Origin of the sequence: Nocardia sp. CWNU-33 (assembly GCF_046764895.1) — a bacterium.
GTDB lineage: Bacteria > Actinomycetota > Actinomycetes > Mycobacteriales > Mycobacteriaceae > Nocardia.
The window spans coordinates 147,477-165,494 of the sequence record NZ_JBKOQN010000014.1 but is presented as its reverse complement, the minus strand read 5'-3'; the positions used below and the strand labels follow the sequence as shown (position 1 = coordinate 165,494).

Here is an 18,018-nt window from a genome sequence, read left to right as displayed (position 1 = left end):
TGAGGCGTCCCATGATGGACCTGCACTCATCCCCCGCCGTAGATGTCAAGAACCTGACGGTCAACCGCGGCGGCCGCGAAGTTCTGCACGATGTCTCACTGACGATTCCGCGCGGTTCGATCACCGGACTGCTCGGGCCGTCCGGCTGTGGCAAGACCACACTCATGCGCAGCATCGTGGGCACGCAGATCGTGGAATCCGGAGAAATCTCGGCGCTGGGGTTGCCCGCGGGCAGCAGAGAACTCCGCCACCGGATCGGCTACGTGACACAGGCGCCGAGCATCTACTCGGACATCAGCGTCCGCGAGAATGTGACGTACTTCGCCGCGCTGTACGGCCGCGACCGCGACGCCGTCGATACGGCCATCACAGCGGTCGGGTTGCTCGAAAACGCACACCAGCGTGGCGACGAACTCTCCGGCGGCCAGCAGACCCGCGCCTCACTGGCCTGCGCGCTGGTCGCCCAGCCCGACATGCTCGTCATGGACGAACCAACCGTCGGCCTCGATCCTGTACTACGGGTGGATCTGTGGAAGCAGTTCCACGAGTTGGCCGCCGCCGGAACGACGCTGCTGGTGTCCAGTCATGTGATGGACGAGGCCGAACACTGCGACCAATTGTTGCTGATGCGCGAAGGCAAACTGCTCGCGCAACTGAGCCCGGACGAACTGCGAGCCAGAACCGATGAACAGAACCTCGAACAGGCCTTCCTCTCCTTGATCACGATGGGACAGAACTCATGAGCGCCGTCATGGATCTCACCGCGCGCCGGACGCCCACCCTGCGTCCCTATGTCGCGACAACCTCCCGCATCCTGCGCCAACTGCGCAACGACCACCGCACCGTCGCCATGATTCTCGTGGTGCCCGCGCTGCTGATGACCTTGCTGTACTTCATCTACAAGGACACCCCGCAGAACCCGCTCAATCCCGTGCCGCTGTTCGACCGCGTCGGCATGAGCATGCTCGGCATCCTGCCGTTCATCGTGATGTTCCTGATCACCGCCATCGCCATGCAGCGCGAACGCACCTCGGGCACGCTGGAACGGCTGCTCACCACGCCACTGTCGAAGATCGATCTGCTGGCCGGATACGGCTCGGCATTCTCGGTGGCCGCGGCCGCGCAGGCCGCAGTGGCATGCCTGGTCTCCTTCGGGCTGCTCGGCCTCGACGCGGCAGGCAGCCCGGGCTGGGTTGTGCTGATCGCGATGGTCGACGCGGTATGCGGGGTCGCGCTCGGCTTGTTGGCAAGCGCCTTCGCGCGCACCGAATTCCAGGCGGTGCAGTTCATGCCGGTGGTGGTCGCGCCGCAGATCTTCCTGTGCGGCTTGCTCGTTCCGCGCGGACAACTGCCCGGCTGGTTGGAGGCGATCAGCAATGTGATGCCGCTGAGCTATGCGGTCGATGCGCTGCACGAGGTTTCGAGCCATCCCGAGGCGACCGCGGCGATGTGGCGCGATCTGGCCGTGGTCGCCGGGTTCGCTGTGGTGGCGCTGTGCCTCGGCGCGGCCACCCTACGGCGGCGAACCCCGTAATGCCACGCGATAGCGTGGCAGCGGGTGATGGGGCGACGGAAGGCGATGGTGTGACGGCCGGCAACGGAACTACGGCAGGCAATGGCGAGCGCGCCACCCGCACCGGGCGCAGGCCCGGACAGTCCGGCGCTCGCGAGGCGATCCTGACCTCGGCTCGGGCCCGGTTCGCCGAGGTCGGTTTCGACAAGACCTCGATCCGTGCCGTGGCCACCGACGCCGGGGTCGATCCGGCGCTCGTGCACCACTATTTCGGGACCAAGCAGCAGCTCTTCGCCGCGGTGGTCGAGCTGCCGGTAGACCCGGAGGCCACGCTGCGCATCATCGAAGGGGTGCCGCTGGATCAGCTCGGCGCGACCATCCTGCACGCGGTGGTGAGCGTCTGGGATTCCCCTGCCGGTCCCGGGGTGGTCGCGGCGGTGCGAAGCATGCTCGGCGGCAGCGACATCTCGCTGGCAAGGTCGTTCGTGCTCGACATCGTGCTCGAACGAGTCCGGTTGCGCATCGCAGCCCCGGACGACGACGGCCGCGCCCGCGTCGCGCTGGTCGCCACGCAGATGATCGGCGTGCTCGTCGCGCGCAAGATCCTGGAAGTGGAGCCGGTCGCCTCCATGCCCATCCCGGAGCTGGTCGCCGCCGTCGGCCCCACCCTCCAGCGCTACCTCACCGGCGAAATCGATCCCGCCACACCGTAATTCCGTAAGTCAACGATTCGTAGACCGGAATGTCGCTGGGACAGAGAGGAATCGGCGCACCGACGAGTCCGGTGGCAACCCCGCGGGGTGTGCCACCGGGTCAGCTCCTGTCAGGCGTCGGTGTGCTGACCGGTGAACGCGGTGTGCTCGGCATCGGTGACGTCGCGTGCCTCGTCGATGAGCAGCACCGGAATGCCGTTCTCGATGGGGTAGGCCCGGCGCAGGCGCGGGTTGTAGAGCGCGGTGGCGCCCTTGTCATCGCGGACCAACAGCAGCGGACCCTTGTCCTGCGGGCAGGCCAGCAGGCTCAACAGGGTGGCGTCCAAGGCGGTTTCCTCCGGCATGATCGATAACTTACCCGTCGCCTACAACTGCTCCGCACCGGAACCGGTCGACGGCGACAATGCCGCCGGTTCCCGGCGGAACGAGATGTAGCGATGGCCGAAGAAACTCACGATCGCGACGAGCCCCATCACGACGACCGCCGCGGGCTTGTCGGGAAAACCCAGCACCGAGACGGCCAGTTCCAGCAGCACGATATTCAGCAGCAGCCCACCGGAATTCACCGCGACGAAGCGTAGAAAATCACGGACGACGTGGCCGCGCACCCGGAACACCAAAGTGCGGTGCAGCACGAACGCGATCACGATGCTGATGCCGTAGGCCGCGACCACCGCGACCGACGGCGGTACATCGGGGCCGAGCACCGCAAGCCAGGCCACCGTCAGCGTCATGCCCAATGCCGTGTTGAAGCCGCCGACCACCGCGAAGGCGAGCTCCTGCCTGCGCACCAGGCGCAGCAGGGGTCCGGGATCCTCGGTTCCCGTCGCCCCCGCGTGGGCTCCGGCCTCCCCCGCGCTCACTTGATCGCGCCGACCAGGTCGGGTTCCGGCGTCGGGCGGTCCGCGCTCAGCGGCACCGATGTGCCGCCGCCCGGCTCGTCATCACGACGTCGGGCACGCAGCGACAGCCACTGCATCGCACCTGCCCCGAGCAATCCGAGCAGCACGGCGCCGACGCCGAGCTTCCAGCCGGGCGGGCGCCAGGTCAACTCCAGGTCCGCATTCTTCGTTCCTGCCGGAATATCCACGGCGACAAAGGTTTTTGCAACCACCGTGAAAGGGACCTCACGACCGTTGAGCGTCGCGCGGTAGCCGGGCCAGCCGAGCCTGGCGAACACAACACGTCCGCCCTGCTCCGAACTCACCCGCACGCTACTGGTCGGATCCGACTCCGAGACCGAGGTCGCGGTGCCGCCCGTGACCGCGGCGACGCGGCCGTTCCGGGTGGACAACAGCCCGCTGTCGCGCTCCAGGACTGCGATGTACTTCTCGTGCCCCGGGGAGTCGACCCACCGCCAGCCGGGCGGCGCGGGCTGGTTGCGCGCATCCGGGTACAGCGCCTTCTGCAGCACCACCCGGTCGACCTTCATCAGGTCGACGATGGTCTTGCCGGTGGACGGCTCGGTGGCGAAAGCGCGACGGTAGGCGTCGGGGCAGACGCTGGTGTCCCATCGCATGCAGAGCATCTCGCCGAACCAGAAGTGGCCGTTGGGGGTGTAGCCGCTGACATAGGTCAGCTCGAGGTCTTTGGCGTAGTTGCCGAAGACCAGCGACCCATACGCCCCCTGAAGGGTCCGTTCGCCCGGCCGGATCAGTCCCCGGTCCGCGAGTTGCAGTGTGGTGCCCGCGAAATCAGGGAAGGCGGCCTTCATCTCGGAACGACTCTGCGGCAGGTTCCAACTCATCGGCGTCGGCTGCGCCGCGTGCACCTGGAGGAACGCAATCGGGAACACCGAGACGATGATCAGCACACAGGCCGCGGCCGCGCCGCGGCGCACACCGAGCCACACCACTGCAGCTCCCAGGGCTGCGATGCCCAGGGCCGCGACCACATGCCACACCACCTTGTCCGGCGCCGCCGAGAACGATCGCAACCACAGCACCCCGATCAGCACGGCCGCCGCGATGCCGCGTCTGCGCCGGTCGGCGAAGGTCGCATAGCGCCCGAGCAGCACGCACACCAGCACCAGCAGCCCGAGGGCCAGCATCGGCAGCACCCTGGCGGGCCAGCGCAGCGGGCCGATGGTGCCTGGGCCCGCGGTCCACATCAGCGCCATGATCGCGACGAGCGCGATGGCGGTGAACTCACGCCAGTTCTCGCGCGCCTTGCGCCAGTCGATGAAGGCCAGCGCCGGGATCAGGAACCAGGCGATATAGACCACCGGCATCGGCTGCACATAACCCCACCAGGAGCTGTACGCGGGCAGCGTGCTCGGCAGACTGGCATTGAGCGACTCCGACCACGGCACCGTCAGGAACTGGTCATTATTGATCTGCGCGGTCCCGCGCCAGGTCACCTTCGCCGAGAGCATGCTGGGCAGGTAGGTCGCCACCCCGGCCACCGCCGCGGCACCCGCCACCGCGAGCAGTCGCACCGACGGCAGCCACTTGCGTTGGTAGACCACCTCGCCGACGGCCACGGCACCGATCATCAGACCTGCCTCTACGGCGGGAAAGATGTACTGCACCGAGATCGCCAGGTACAGGAAGACGAAGGTCGGGATGGGCCCGCTGCGACCGCGCGCGTAGCGCACACCCGAAGCCCAGGCGTGCACCAGCCACGCGGTACCGGTGAATGCGGTGTACCAGCTGGCCTCGTCGAAAAACAACAGCCACCCGGTGAAGGGGATCGCGATGCCGGCAACCGCGGCCCACGGCAGCTTCGCGCCGTACTCCACGCAGATTCGGTAAACGCCGAGCCCGAGAACGATCGCGAAGATCAGCTTGATCACCGTGGTGTAGACCGCAACATTGTCCACTGAGGGCGCGATCAGATCGATCAGCAGCTGCGGCGGATTCAGCAGACCCGCCTCCTCGATGGTGTAGTTGCCCGCCATCCAGTGCTCGGGGACCATCGCGGGGAACTGCCCGTCACGCAGCTGACGGCCGAGCATTACCCACAACGGCGCATATTGCGACTCACTGTCATCGGTGTAGAAGTGCCGGACGTTCGCCAACAGCACCGCACCGTATCCCGCAATCACACCGAGTGCGGTTATGAGACCCCACCTGTACACGTCCCGCCGGGCGGGGGCGCTACTTTCCACCACGAGTTCCAGACCCTACAGCCCGCCGCGGCGAGTAACGGAATGCGCACCGTGAGCCGGCCGCTGCCCACACCGTGACCGCCGCGCCCCTCGGCGTCCCGGTTACCGGATGCGGGTCAGCGTTCACGAAACAACGTCCGCCAGTTCGCGTTCGGGTTCACCGGTGGCGCGGTCGTCGGCAGACACCGCGGCATCACGACGCCGCGACCGCACATACAGCCACTGCAGCGCGCCGACACCGAGCACCCCGGCCGCCATCGCCGCGATACCGACCTTCCACCCCGGCGGACGCCAGGTCAGCACCAGCTCCGCGTCGTGGGTGCCTGCCGGAATATTCACGGCGACGAAGCTTTTCGCGACCACTTCGATCCGGATCGGCTCGCCGTTCAGGGTGACCCGGTAGCCCGGCCAGCCGAGCCGCGCGAACACCACGCGACCGCCGTCGGCCGAGGACACCCGCACCCGGCTGGTGGTGCCGGTCTCGGAGATCGATGTCGCTGTCGCGTTCTTCGCGTCCGCGACCCGGCCGTTCACCGTCGAGATCGGGCCGTCCACCCGTTCGAGCACCGAGATGTACCGCTCGTGGCCGGGGTAGTCCACCCACTTCCAACCCTCGGGAGCGGGCTGGTCGCGGGCATCGGGGAACAGCGCGCGCTGCAGCACCACCCGGTCCAGCTTCATCAGATCGACAAGCTGTCGTCCGGTGGTCGGCTCCGGGGCGAACATCCTGCGGTAGGCGTCCGGGCACACACTGCTGTCCCAGCGCATGCAGAGCAACTCGCCGAAGTAGAAGTGACCCGTCGGGGTGTAGCCGTTGACGTAGGACAGGTCGAGCGATTTGGCGTAGTTGCCGAAAACCAGCGAACCGTACGCGCCTTCGAGGCTCTTGTCCGCGGGCCCCAACAGCCCGCGCTCGGCGAGCTGGATGGTGTTGCCTGGGAAGTCGGGGAACGCGGCGGCGGCCGCCGAGCGGTTGGTCGGCAGATTCCATGTCATCGGGGTCGGCTGAGCGGCCCTGACCTGGAAGTAGGCGATCGGGAACATCGCGGCGATGGTCAGCGCGCACGCCGCGGCCATGCCCTTGGTGCGATCGAGCCACACCACCCCCGCACCGAGCGCTGCAATCGCGACGGCCGCAAGCACATGCCAGATCACGCTGTGCGGATCGGCCGAGAAGGATCGCACCCACAGCAGCCCGATCAAGACCCCGGCGGCGACGCCGCGATTCTTCAGGTCTCGCACCGTGCCGTAGCGCCCGAGCAGCACGCACACCAGCACCAGCAGGCCGATGGCGAGCATCGGCAGTACCCGCACCGGCCAGCGCAGCGGACCGATCGAACCGGGTCCGGCGGCCCACATCAGCATCAGGACCGAGAAGATCGCGACCGCGCTGAGCTCCCGCCAGCTTTCCTTGGCGCGTCGCCAGTCGATGAACGCAAGCGCCGGGATCAGGAACCAGGCGATGTAGGTGACCGGCATCGGTTGCACATAACCCCACCACGAGGTGAAGGCAGGCATCGAACTCGGCAGGCTGGCGTTGAGCGATTCCGACCACGGCACCGTGAGGAACTGGTCGTTGATGATCTGTGAGCTGCCGCGCCAGGTCACCTTCGCCGACAGCATGCTCGGCAGGAAGGTCAGCAGACCCGCGAGACCGGCGCACGCTCCCGCGACGGTCAGCCGAGCGACCGGCTGCCAGCGGCGTTGATGGACAAGCTCGCCCACCGCCACGGCGAACAACATGATTGCGGCCTCCACCGCAGGGAAGATGTACTGCGTGGAGATCGTCAGATACAGAAAGACGAAGACCGGAATCGGTCCGCCCGTGCCGCGCGTGTAGCGCACCGACGACGCCCAGGCGTGCACCAGCCACGCGGTGCCGGTGAGCGCGGTCATCCAGCTTGCCTCGTCGAAGAACAGGAAGAACCCCGACAGCGGGAACGCGATACCCGCCGCCGCCGACCACGCGGGCCGACCGCCGTAGGCCAGGCAGATCCGATACACCCCGAGTGCGGCGATGACGGCGAAGATCAGTTTGACGACGGTCGCGTACAACGCCATGTTGTCGACCGACGGCGCGATCAGATCGATCAGCAACTGCGGCGGATTGAACAGCCCCGCATCGTCCATCGTGTTGTTGCCCGACATCCACCGCTCGGGCACCAGCACCGGGAAGGTGCCGTCACGCAACGACCGGCCCAGGCCGATCCACAACCCGGTGTACTGGGATTCGGTGTCGTCGGTATAGAAGTGCCGGACGTTGGCGAGCAGGACCGCGATATACCCCGCGACCGCCCCGATCGCGGTGATGGCTCCCCAGCGGTACACGTCTCGCCGCGAATCGAGCGCTGCACTATCCGTCACGAGTTCCAGACCCTACCGTGCGCGATGCCGCTTGGCATCGGTCGCAGAAGCCGAAACCCGCACCGTGCTAGAGTTCTGGGCGGCTCGGGCTCTGCTGTCCAGCGGGGAGTACCGGCACGCACCGTTAGCGAAAGTCGATCCAGCTGATGCCGATTCCCACTACTTCCACGCCCCGCACCGATGCCGCAGCGCCGAACGGCAAACCCCGCCCCGATGCGGGCAGCGCGCACACGGTGTCCGTCGTCGTGCCGATCTATCGGGGCGAGGACACCATCAGCAGGCTGGTCGCCGAATTGCACGAGCTGACCGTTCCCACCGAGACGCCCGGCGGCGCCGTCTTCACGATCGACGAGATCATCCTGGTGCACGACCACGGGCCGGATCGGTCCGATGTGGTGTTACAGGAGCTCGAGCAGACCTACCCCGAGGTCCGCACCGTCTGGCTGAGTCGTAATTTCGGCCAGGACGCCGCGACCATCGCCGGCATGTCCGCCGCCCGCGGCAGCTGGATCGTCACCATGGACGAGGACGGCCAGCACGATCCCCGATTCATCGGCACCTTCCTGGACGCGGCCCTCGCCGAGCGCGCCGATCTGGTCTATTCGAGGCCAACCAACACCCGCCCGCACGGTTTCCTGCGCAACCTCACCTCGCGCGGCGCGAAGATCGTGCTCGCCACAGTGTTCGCGTTCCCGGATTCCACCCGGTTCGAGAGCTACCGGCTCATCCGCGGCGCCATCGGCCGCCAGCTCGCCGAGGTCGCCTCCAACGGCGTCTATCTGGATGTCGCGCTGACCTGGGTGGTCGGCACCGTCGCCCAGGTGCCGGTCGAGCTGCGCGCCGAGGGCCGCGAGGAGTCCGGCTACAACTACCGGCGGCTGTTCTCGCTGTTCTGGAAGATGGTGCTGTGCAGCGGTACTCGCGGTCTGCGGCTGGTCAGCCTGCTCGGTGTCACGCTGGCGCTCGCCGGTGGTGTGATGGCGGCGTTCGTCGTCTACGAGGCGCTCACCGCCGAAAACTGGGCGCCGGAGGGCTGGGCCTCGATCATCGTGGTGCTGCTGCTGGTGTCCGGCGCGACCCTGTTCTCCCTCGGCCTGATCGCCGAATACCTCGGCGTCGCTTTGCATATCCTCGTAGGCAAACCGCTCTACCTGACCGTCGACACACCGACGCCGCGCCCGGCGGATACCCGGGAACCGTCCATGACCGCCGCCAGCAGGGGGATCGACCGGCTTGAGCACTGATCGCGTCATTTTCAGCCGCCCGTTCCGGGCACGCCGCGAATTGGCCAATCTGGAGGCCGTGCTCGGCTCCGATCACAGCCACGGTGACGGGCAGTTCACCGCCGCCGCCACCGCCAAGCTGAAGACCATCACCGCCGCGCCGCACGCGCTGCTGACCACCTCGTGCACCTCCGCGCTGGAGATGGCAGGCCTGCTGTTGGAGCTGGGCCCGGACGACGAAGTGATCGTGCCGAGCTTCGCGTTCACCTCCACCGCGACCTCGATGGCACTGCGCGGGGCCACCTGCGTGTTCGCCGACATCGACCCGGAGACCGGCAATTTGGACCCGGACTCCGTCGCCGCGGCGGTCACCGAGCGGACCAAAGCCGTTGTCGTCATCCACTACGGCGGCGTCGCCGCCGAGATGGACCGGCTACTCGCCCTGGCCGACGCGCACGGTTTCGCCATCGTGGAGGACAACGCGCACGGCCTCGGCGCCAGCTGGCGCGGCCGCCCGCTCGGCACCATCGGCAGCCTGGGCACGCTGAGTTTCCACGACACCAAGAACGTGCACTGCGGTGAGGGCGGCGCGCTGCTGCTCACCGACGAGATCCTGATGGCGCGCGCCGAGATCATCCGGGAGAAGGGCACCGACCGCGCCCGGTTCCTGCGCGGCGCGGTGGACAAGTACTCCTGGCAGGATATCGGCTCCAGCTATCTGCCCAGCGAGTTGAACGCGGCGGTGCTGGACGCGCAGCTGGACGAATTCGACACCATCCAGGCAGGACGGCACCGGGTGTGGGACTCCTATGCCGCGGCGCTGCCGGAGTGGGCGCGCCGCAATGACGTTCGCCTCATGAGCGTGCCCGACGACCGCGCACACACCGCGCACCTGTACTACCTGCGCACCCCCACCGAGGAACGCCGCGACGACTTGATCGCGCACCTGGGCGCACGCGGCATCTCGGCGCCGTTCCACTATGTGCCGCTGGATTCCAGTCCCGCCGGCCTCAAGCTGGGCCGGACCCCGCAGCCGTGCGTGCGCAGCGCCGAGTTCTCCGGCACCATCGTGCGACTGCCGCTGTGGCCCGATCTGACCGACGAGCAGGTGGCCCGCGTCGTCGACGCCGTCACCGCGTTCACGGTCTGATCTCACGCCGAGAGGACGAACAACTTCTCTCGGCCGCCCGCGATCAGCGACTGCTCGACCACACGCGACTCGTAGGCGCGAAACAACGCGTCCAGGGTCGCTTCGGTGAACCGCTGCGCCTGCGCGCCGTCGCCCGCGTCGGTGAAGCGCTGGCCGATCGCGGCGAGCACCCGGTTATTGCTGGAGGCCAGATTGCGGATCGGCTCGGCGATGATCACCTGCTTGCCCGCCGCGGCCAGCATCCGGTCGATCAGCGGTCCCGGCTCGGGCAGGAAGTGGTACAGGCTGGCCTGCATGATCACGTAGTCGGCTTCCGGCAGCGCAGCGTCGGAGTGCAGATCCCACACCGCACCGCGGCCGCCTGCGCGTCGCACACGCGCGATGAATCGCTCGTTGAGATCGAGGCCCGTGTAGTCGACAGATTTACCGCGCAGATAGCGGGCGTGCAGCGTGGCAGGCCCACAACACACGTCCAGGACGCCGGCTCCGTCGGGAACGATGGCGGCGATGGCACGGTATCTGGCTCCGTAGTGGCGGCCGTACAACCCACGCATCGCCAGCTCGTAGACGATTCTGTTGCGATAGATAAGGCTCGTACCCACAGTTTCCTTGTAAGGTTCCGTTTCAACATCGGCGGCCACCACGGATAGTACGGTGAAAACCTGCCGACTATCCGATCGACCCGGCCGTTGCCGGGAATCCGGTAGTACGACAACATGATTCGGCCCCCGATCGGTTTCCCGAGCGGGGGCCGAAATCGTCGGTCAGCCGCCGAGCAGCGTCCGCGCGCACACCTCGGTGAGCATCTCGTAGGACTCCGACGCCCGGTTGTACCACCAGGTTTCGGGACCTGCTTCCGGCCGCCCGGCGGCCTGCACGGCGCGGGCGGACGGGCGGTAGGACGAGCTGCGCGGGATATCGTCCACCACGTACACCAGATCGGGGCGCTGGTGATGATCGAGCACCTGCAGCGCCTCGGTCACATCCTTGGGTTCGAGCCGGAAACCGTAGCGAACACTGACGGCGGCCACAGCGAGGCAGTGACCGCCGACTGGCAGGCCGTACGCGACCTCCATGTCGACCGCGGTGATGTCGTTGAGGGCGTCCACGATCGGCTGGGTGTACACCGGCCCGCGCGGCGTGCGGATCACCGTGTCGGTGCGGTCGACCAGCCAGTAGTCGCCGTCGCTGTCGCGCCGGAACAGATTCTCGGTCGGCATCCATGCGTCGCCCGCGGTGAACAGGCCGCGCAGGCCGCCGTCGGACAGGTCGACGCCGTCGGAGGCCTTGCCGATCAGCAGACCCACTTCATTGTCCGCGCAGCGGCGGGCGAAACCGGATTCGTCCACCAGGACCTGATCGACGATCGGGTCGTAGGCGACGAGTTCCACCTTGGCCGTACCGGGCACCGGCCTGCCCTTGCAGCCCGCTTTGACGCCGGTCACGTTGGCCAGCACCACATCGCCCTCGATGGAGGCGTAGAACTCCAGCACGCGGGCGGGGTCGAATTGTTCGGTCGTGCGCCGCCACAGGCCCGCGGGCATGCCGGAGCCGATGAACAGGCGAATCGGGTGCCGGTGCCCCGCGGGGAACACCTCGGCATCGAGGATGTCGCGCAGCATGGTCCAGGTGTAGGTCACCACGGTGACGCCGTAACGGTGCACCTCCTCGGCGAAGCGGGCCGGGTCGAGCGATCTGGCGAGCGCGATCCGGCTGCCGCCCGCGATCGCACCCCCGAGGCTCACCAGCAGGCCGGACGAATGATGCAGCGGGGCAAGGCAGTACACCGTGTCCTTGCGATCGAGATCGGCCGAGGTCGCGGTGCCGATCGCCGAAAGCGCCCAGCGATGGTTGGTGATGTACTTTGCCTCCAGCCGATCGCCGGTGCCGGTCACCAGGACGAAGGCAAGTTCGCGGGCCAGGCCGGGATTCGGCCGATACCAGGCAGGCAGCCGCACCTGGCCGGGATCGATCTGCTCGAGATCGATCACGTTCTCACCCTGCCGGATGTCGAGTCCACGTGTCTCGCCGCCACCGAGCACCAGCACCCTGGTACCGGTGGCCGCCGCGGTCCGCAGGTTCTCCGGGTCCGCAACCAGTGTCTTGATGCCGGTGAGCTCGATCGCCCTTTCCAACTCGCCGCCAGGGGCGAGCAACACCGCGACCGCACCGAGACGCGAAAGCGCCGCGACGGTCGCCAGCGCGCTCGGCCGGGTCTCCATCACCACGCCGACCCGCATCGCGGGACGGATACCGACCGAGACGAGGCCGCGCACCACATTATCGATGCGGACATTGACCGAGGCGTTGGTGTGCACGCGATCGTCGAACAGGAAAAGATCGCGCAACGGCGCCCGCTGCGCCTGCTCGGCAAGCAACCGCCCCAGCGAAACCCGGGTGTGCGGCTGGATCATCCCGAGCCGGGTCAACCGCGGCAGCGCCCGCGCCGCCTCACCGACCAGCTCGACCGAGCCGCGCACGGTGTTGTTCGCAATCCCCTCCAGCGCCTTGCCCATGCCCGTGCCGGCCTCGGCCAGCGTGCCGACGGTGTGCACAACACGGGTGGCCGCCGAGAGCGGCCGGTTGCTTGCGACATGCTCGGCCATCGGCGTGATCTCCGGCGGCAGCGGCTGGCCGCCGTCCATCCAATCGACCCACTGCCGGACAAGAGGCCAGGTGTGGTTGGTGGCCATGCTGCCCGCGACGAGGCCGAAATGCCCTGCCACCAAACTGGCTTCGTACACCTCGGCGTTGGGCGCGGCCCGCACGATGCCACGCACCGCAGCGGGCTGGCCGATATCGTCGACCTCACCGACGAACGCCAGAATCGGGCATTTCAGTTCGGCAAGCGAAATCGGCTGATCGCGAATCACGAAGCCGCCGAGCATCAACCGGTTGTGCGCGACGAACTGCTTGAGCAGATCGGCGGCCGCCGGGCCCGCGTAGCCGACCCAGCCGTCGTTGTTGAGGAACCGGCGCTGACGTTCCTTGGGCAGCAACGCTTCCCGGTCGTGCAGCTGGCGCAGGAAATCGATCCTGGACTTCGCGGTCTTCACCGGGTCGAGCAGCTGGAAGCCGATGCGCACCATGGAATCGGTGATCGGCAGCCGGGTGACGACATGGTCGGCGAGGAACTCCGCGACATCCGACACCATGCCGTACGGGAGCCCGAAGGGCATGCCCGCGACCACGTCGACCGGGCTGCCGAAGGTGACAATGCTCGCCACACCCTTGCCGTAGCGGTAGGCGGAGGTCTGATAAGCGAACATGCCGCCCTGCGAGTACCCCATCAGGTGCACACTGCTGCCGGTCGCCTCGCTGACCGTGTCGATCGCACTGCTGATCGCGAGGACATGATCGGCCAGATCCCGTTCCCACCCACCCTCTTCGCTCGCGGGTGATCCGAAATCGACCACCCAGCAATCGATTCCGCCGCGATGCAGAATCCCGACCGCGCCGTCCTCGGCGTTGACGTCCCAGATGTCGGCGTTCACCATCAGCGGCGGCACCAGCACGGCGACCGGCCGGCCCGGTGTCGCATCGTCGGGGAAGTAATGGCGCAGGCGATACATCCGTCTGCGTTCGACGACCTCGAACGGGGACGATTCGACATCGTGGGTCAGCCCACCGAAGCGGATGACTTCCAGGCCGTTCTGGGCGGTCGCCATCAACCGTTGCACCGACCCGACCATATCCTTTGCACTGAACTTCACGATCGCTCCCAGCCCTACCAAGAAACGTGACACGCATCACACACCCCGACGTGTTCAGACGAGCTTCCCACATCGTGTATCCATTATGTGTCGGCTGTGACCCGTTCCATGACAGGCCGCGCGGATCAGCGGCGATATGTGACCGAACCGGCCGGTTTTCTCGGTCGGGAGGGCATCAGCGACGCATGACGTTCACATACATGCTCTCGAATGGCTCCGGGCTCACACTCAGATCACCGCGGAACGGCAGATCCATGGCGGCGATCAGGAAAATCATCGCGCCGAGAAAGAAAGCGAAGAGGCCACCGAGCAGCAAATGCGCCCCGCGATGCAGGCTGAACAGGCACAGCAGCACCAGATTGACGGCCGCGCCGACCAGAATGGTCCACCACAGCACACCGGGCACACCACCGGTGGTTGCATTGATGCGATGCCGTCGTTGCTGATCGAACGTGGCGAACTGGTCGATCGTCGCCGCGTGCACGATCTCCTGGGCATTGTTCTGCGGCTGAAAGGTCAGCAGATGCTCCTGAAACCTGGTCACCAGGGCGGTGCCCCCGATCGGTTCCTCGCCCGCACGCAGCGCGGGCCAAGCCACGGTCAGTGTGTTGTCGGTGTAGTCGACCAGGTCTTGGCGCAACTGAGAGCGCTGCGGCTCCGGATAAGCGCCCGCCTCCCGGTAGAGCGTGCCGAGGGCGGCGGCTTCATCGGCGACCACGCCCTGCGCCGCATCGTAGGACTGGTAGGTCGCGGCCGCGATCAGACCGAGTAGCAGGCCATAGAACACACCGCCGACAGTGAGCACCATGGTGACCGAGTCGTTCTTGCCAGGTTCGGGGCCGAGCGTCCGCAACACGTACGGACGGGTCACCAGGATCGAGCCCGTCGTCAGCACCACGCACGTTCCGGTGATGATGAGGAAGTCCAGCCAGATGGGCAGCGTGTAGATCCAGGTGAACATGACATCTGAAGATAGCTATGCCACAGCCATCCGTCCGCGAATCCGTGATTCATCCCAGGACGTTACGTGCCGTTATCGTGATCGAGGGCATGTCGTGACCATCCGAAACCCGTTGTGCCAACATCGACTCCACGATCTTCGACATTCCTCTGCGCGTGCTGGTGCACCCGTTCTACGATCGATGCCGTCTGGAACGCACTGTCGCGTAAATCAATTCACTCGAGTGTCTAGTTTCTGCTGTGCAATCGAAGCGCCACCATCACCGTCGACCGTCACGGTGACCATCTCGAGGTGAGGACAACGCATGACCATCGAAATGCCAGTCCAAACGGATAATCACGTACGCAAGAGTCTCAGCACCGCCGCGGCACGCCCGCTCGCGACCACCACCAAATCCGAGCCGCAAATGCAGGGCATCAGCTCCCGCTGGCTCACCCGCATGCTGCCATGGACGCAGGTCAGCAGCGGTACCTACCGTGTCAACCGGCGCCTCACTCACACCGTGGGCAACGGCGAGGTCGAATTCGTCGTCGACGGTTCGCAGGCCAGGGTTATTCCGCTGGAACTCCAGGAACTTCCGCAATTGCGGGACTTCGACGACGAGGAAATACTGCGCGCGCTCGCGCAGCGATTCGAACAGCGCGATCTCGAACCGGGAACTGTCGTAGCGGAATTCGGCAATCCGATGAATCAGGTCCTGCTGATAGTGCACGGAAAACTCAGCAAGATCGGCACGGGAGAATACGGCGAACCGACCATGCTGGGAATGCTGGCGGGCGGTGATTTCTACGGCGATGAAACACTCACCAACCCGTCCGCGATTTGGCCGGTCACCGTCAAAACCGTGACAAGGACAACGATGTTGGTCCTGCCGCGGCAAACGCTGGACGAAATACTGGAATACACACCGGCATTGCGTGAGCAATTGTCCCGCGTCGCGACAGCACCCGCCCAGCCACAGAACTCCAAGGGCGAGGCCAGCATTCTCATCTCCTCCGGCCATTCCGGAGAACCCTTGCTCGACGGCACGTTCGTCGATTACGACGCCTCCCCGCGCGAATACGAGTTGAGTCTTGCGCAGAGCGTGCTGCGGGTACACACCCGCGTCGCGGATCTGTTCAACGATCCGATGAACCAAGTCGAACAACAGCTGCGGCTTACCATCGAGGCGCTCTACGAACGCAGGGAAGACGACCTCGTCAACAACCCGGACTTCGGCCTGCTGCACAACTGCGATCTGAAGCAACGCATCTACACCGAATCCGGCCCGCCCACCCCCGACGACATGGACGAGCTGCTCAGCATGCGCCGCAGCACGAAACTGTTTCTGGCACACCCGAAAGCGATCGCCGCCTTCGGCCGCGAATGCAGCAAGCGGGGACTGTATCCCGATCCGGTCGAGGTGGACGGCCATCGCGTTCCGGCCTGGCGCGGGGTGCCGATCTTCCCGTGCGGCAAGATCCCGGTCAGCGGCACCCAGACCACGTCGATTCTCGCCATGCGCACCGGCGAGAAGGACCAGGGCGTCATCGGCCTGCACCAGACCAACATTCCCGACGAGTACGAGCCGAGCCTCAACGTCCGATTCAAGGGCATCGACGATCAGTCGATCATCTCCTATCTGGTCAGCTGCTACTACTCGGCGGCCGTGCTGGTGCCCGACGCACTGGGTGTGCTCGACAATGTCCTGGTCGCCCGGCAGGCCGACTGACGGGGGTGATGAGCGATGTCGGTGCTCTCTCGCGCCGCGGCGCCCGCTGCCACGCACGATCTGGCCGCTGCCGTCGCCGCACTGCTGTCGAATCTCGATAACACCGCCCCGGCGATGCTGCCATTGGAGGGTATCGGCGCGTCGGCGGAAACCACTGTGCCGAAACAGGATTCGCGTTCGGTCTCGCAGCCGCCCGAACGTGCGAGACCGAGCCCGATCAGACTGCTCGGCCCGAGCGGCCTCGGCGCTGCGGCGCTGCTGCTAGAGCCGCCGGCGGCGGTCGAATCGAACCGACCCGGTCCGGATGCGGCCGGTCCCGAACCGCCGCCCCCGACCCGACCCGGTCCGGCGACACCGGACACCCTGCGTGTACTGGCCGTTCCTGCGGCCGGTTTCGAACCATCGCGCGTGGCGCCCCTGGGCGCCTCGATTCCCGTCGCCGTGACGCAGGGGGTCGCGCCGACGGGATCGACCCGATTCCGAATACCGTTGGGAACCAGTGGATCAGCAACAAAATCAGCACATCTGGGCGGCACCGGATCGGCGATTCCGCCGCTGTACTGCCCACCTCCGGTCCGTGACGATCCGGCACTCGCCGCACTGGTCAACGACGGACTCATCCAGTGGGCGAAGGAGATCGGCCTCTACGCCGGACGGCTGGAGGAGCTGCGGGACGCCGACTTCGGCCGGCTGATCATGCTCGCCCATCCCGACAGCAACGATCCCGACCGGCTGCTTGCCGTTGCCAAATGCGCGGTCTCCGAATGGTCGGTCGACGACTACTACTGCGAGGAGGGAGCAGACGACACGGCACCGGACGGCACCCCGTCGAATGCGGCGACCGAACTGGGCCCGAAGCTCGAACTCGCCGCCGCTGCAATGGATCCCGTGCATCTGCCGGCGTGCTATGCGCCCCGGCTCGAGCAGGCGCTGCAGGCCGATCCGATCCTGCGCGCATTTCGCACGTCTTTCGAGCATCTGTCCCACTACGCGACCCCGGCACAGCTCGCCCGCTTGCGCACGGAGATCGCAGGCTGGTTCATCGCACTGGCTGCGGAAGCGGGTTGGCGCGCATCGGACCGGATGCCACCGGTGTGGGAGTACCTCACCAACCGGCAGCCGCACAGTTTCCTGCCGTGTATGGCGCCGATCGATGCGGTCGGCGGCTACGAACTCCAAGCCGCTGAATACACCGATCCGCGGGTGCGCCGCGTCGTCACCACGGCCGCGCTGGCCAGTCAGATGGTGAACGACCTGTATTCGATGGCCCGCGAGGATCTTTCGGGCGGACGGGAATTCAACCTCCCGACGGTGCTCGCCGCCGAGGAGAAATGCTCACGCCGGGAGGCGGTGCTGCGCACGGCGGAAGTCCACGACGAGCTCGTGCACCGGTTCGAGCACGAGGCGGGCGCACTGGCCGCCGTCGGCTCGGCCGAACTACGCCGATTCCTCGGCGGCCTGTGGGCATGGATGGGCGGCAACCGCGCCTGGCATGCCGACAGCAAGCGCTACCACGATGCATCCCACCAGTAATCGCGACAACGTGAAGTAGTACAGCGAG

General features: G+C 66.6%; 14 protein-coding genes. 7 read left to right on the top strand and 7 right to left on the bottom strand.

The features are described 5' to 3' along the window. Positions 1–11: 11 nt before the first annotated feature. From ACLMAL_RS20855 to ACLMAL_RS20845, 3 genes are read left to right on the top strand one after another with little or no spacing between them, the layout of a single operon-like run. Positions 12–743 (top strand): ABC transporter ATP-binding protein, encoded by a 732-nt coding sequence (locus ACLMAL_RS20855; protein WP_412000600.1) that lies wholly within the window; start codon positions 12–14, stop codon positions 741–743. Further along, positions 740–1,534, top strand: coding sequence for an ABC transporter permease (locus ACLMAL_RS20850; protein ID WP_412000599.1), 795 nt, complete (start codon positions 740–742; stop codon positions 1,532–1,534). The genes ACLMAL_RS20855 and ACLMAL_RS20850 overlap by 4 nt, the downstream gene beginning before the upstream one ends. A gap of 50 nt (positions 1,535–1,584) precedes the next feature. After that, positions 1,585–2,226, top strand: coding sequence for a TetR family transcriptional regulator (locus ACLMAL_RS20845; RefSeq protein WP_406238261.1), 642 nt, complete (start codon positions 1,585–1,587; stop codon positions 2,224–2,226). A 110-nt stretch (positions 2,227–2,336) separates the two neighbouring features. Here ACLMAL_RS20845 and ACLMAL_RS20840 read toward each other — a convergent pair whose 3' ends face one another. From ACLMAL_RS20840 to ACLMAL_RS20825, 4 genes are all read right to left on the bottom strand, one after another. Next, on the bottom strand, positions 2,337–2,570 hold the full coding sequence (locus tag ACLMAL_RS20840; RefSeq protein WP_412000598.1) for a Trm112 family protein: 234 nt from the start codon (positions 2,568–2,570) through the stop codon (positions 2,337–2,339). Between the two features lie 21 nt (positions 2,571–2,591). After that, the gene (locus tag ACLMAL_RS20835; RefSeq protein ID WP_412000597.1) at positions 2,592–3,089 is read right to left on the bottom strand and encodes a GtrA family protein; all 498 of its coding nucleotides are present in this window, start codon (positions 3,087–3,089) and stop codon (positions 2,592–2,594) included. Next, a complete protein-coding gene (locus ACLMAL_RS20830) occupies positions 3,086–5,338 on the bottom strand; it encodes a hypothetical protein (protein WP_412000596.1) in 2,253 nt (750 codons plus the stop codon). The genes ACLMAL_RS20835 and ACLMAL_RS20830 overlap by 4 nt, the downstream gene beginning before the upstream one ends. 120 nt (positions 5,339–5,458) lie before the next feature. Then, complete coding sequence (locus ACLMAL_RS20825; RefSeq protein WP_412000595.1) at positions 5,459–7,699, bottom strand: hypothetical protein; 2,241 nt, start codon at positions 7,697–7,699, stop codon at positions 5,459–5,461. A 146-nt stretch (positions 7,700–7,845) separates the two neighbouring features. On the opposite strand from ACLMAL_RS20825, the gene ACLMAL_RS20820 reads away from it, so the two are divergent. Together ACLMAL_RS20820 and rffA are read left to right on the top strand one after the other, a co-directional pair. Further along, entirely contained in the window at positions 7,846–8,943 is a 1,098-nt protein-coding gene (locus ACLMAL_RS20820) for a glycosyltransferase family 2 protein (protein ID WP_412000594.1), read from the top strand. Next, positions 8,933–10,072, top strand: a complete 1,140-nt coding sequence (gene rffA / locus ACLMAL_RS20815; RefSeq protein ID WP_412000593.1) for a dTDP-4-amino-4,6-dideoxygalactose transaminase — start codon at positions 8,933–8,935, stop codon at positions 10,070–10,072. The genes ACLMAL_RS20820 and rffA overlap by 11 nt, the downstream gene beginning before the upstream one ends. A gap of 2 nt (positions 10,073–10,074) precedes the next feature. On the opposite strand, the gene ACLMAL_RS20810 is transcribed toward rffA, so the two are convergent. The 3 genes from ACLMAL_RS20810 to ACLMAL_RS20800 form a co-directional block, all read right to left on the bottom strand. Further along, positions 10,075–10,674, bottom strand: coding sequence for a class I SAM-dependent methyltransferase (locus ACLMAL_RS20810; RefSeq protein WP_412000592.1), 600 nt, complete (start codon positions 10,672–10,674; stop codon positions 10,075–10,077). 162 nt (positions 10,675–10,836) lie between these two features. Next, on the bottom strand, positions 10,837–13,785 hold the full coding sequence (locus tag ACLMAL_RS20805; RefSeq protein WP_412000591.1) for an acyl-CoA synthetase: 2,949 nt from the start codon (positions 13,783–13,785) through the stop codon (positions 10,837–10,839). 175 nt (positions 13,786–13,960) lie between these two features. Continuing rightward, positions 13,961–14,746: a hypothetical protein gene (locus ACLMAL_RS20800; RefSeq protein WP_328411849.1), complete on the bottom strand. Its 786-nt coding sequence runs from the start codon at positions 14,744–14,746 to the stop codon at positions 13,961–13,963. 304 nt (positions 14,747–15,050) lie between these two features. On the opposite strand from ACLMAL_RS20800, the gene ACLMAL_RS20795 reads away from it, so the two are divergent. Together ACLMAL_RS20795 and ACLMAL_RS20790 are read left to right on the top strand one after the other, a co-directional pair. Further along, positions 15,051–16,457, top strand: a complete 1,407-nt coding sequence (locus tag ACLMAL_RS20795) for a family 2B encapsulin nanocompartment shell protein (protein WP_412000590.1) — start codon at positions 15,051–15,053, stop codon at positions 16,455–16,457. 15 nt (positions 16,458–16,472) lie between these two features. Continuing rightward, entirely contained in the window at positions 16,473–17,990 is a 1,518-nt protein-coding gene (locus ACLMAL_RS20790) for a family 2 encapsulin nanocompartment cargo protein terpene cyclase (RefSeq protein ID WP_412000589.1), read from the top strand. Positions 17,991–18,018: the final 28 nt, after the last annotated feature.

Bases quoted from the DNA above. Each gene is read 5' to 3' on its own strand.
- ACLMAL_RS20840 (WP_412000598.1), bottom strand. From the start codon at position 2,570: ATGCCGGAGGAAACCGCCTTGGACGCCACCCTGTTGAGCCTGCTGGCC.
- ACLMAL_RS20790 (WP_412000589.1), top strand. From the start codon at position 16,473: ATGTCGGTGCTCTCTCGCGCCGCGGCGCCCGCTGCCACGCACGATCTG.
- ACLMAL_RS20820 (WP_412000594.1), top strand. From the start codon at position 7,846: ATGCCGATTCCCACTACTTCCACGCCCCGCACCGATGCCGCAGCGCCG.
- ACLMAL_RS20800 (WP_328411849.1), bottom strand. From the start codon at position 14,746: ATGTTCACCTGGATCTACACGCTGCCCATCTGGCTGGACTTCCTCATC.
- ACLMAL_RS20855 (WP_412000600.1), top strand. From the start codon at position 12: ATGATGGACCTGCACTCATCCCCCGCCGTAGATGTCAAGAACCTGACG.
- ACLMAL_RS20850 (WP_412000599.1), top strand. From the start codon at position 740: ATGAGCGCCGTCATGGATCTCACCGCGCGCCGGACGCCCACCCTGCGT.
- ACLMAL_RS20795 (WP_412000590.1), top strand. From the start codon at position 15,051: ATGACCATCGAAATGCCAGTCCAAACGGATAATCACGTACGCAAGAGT.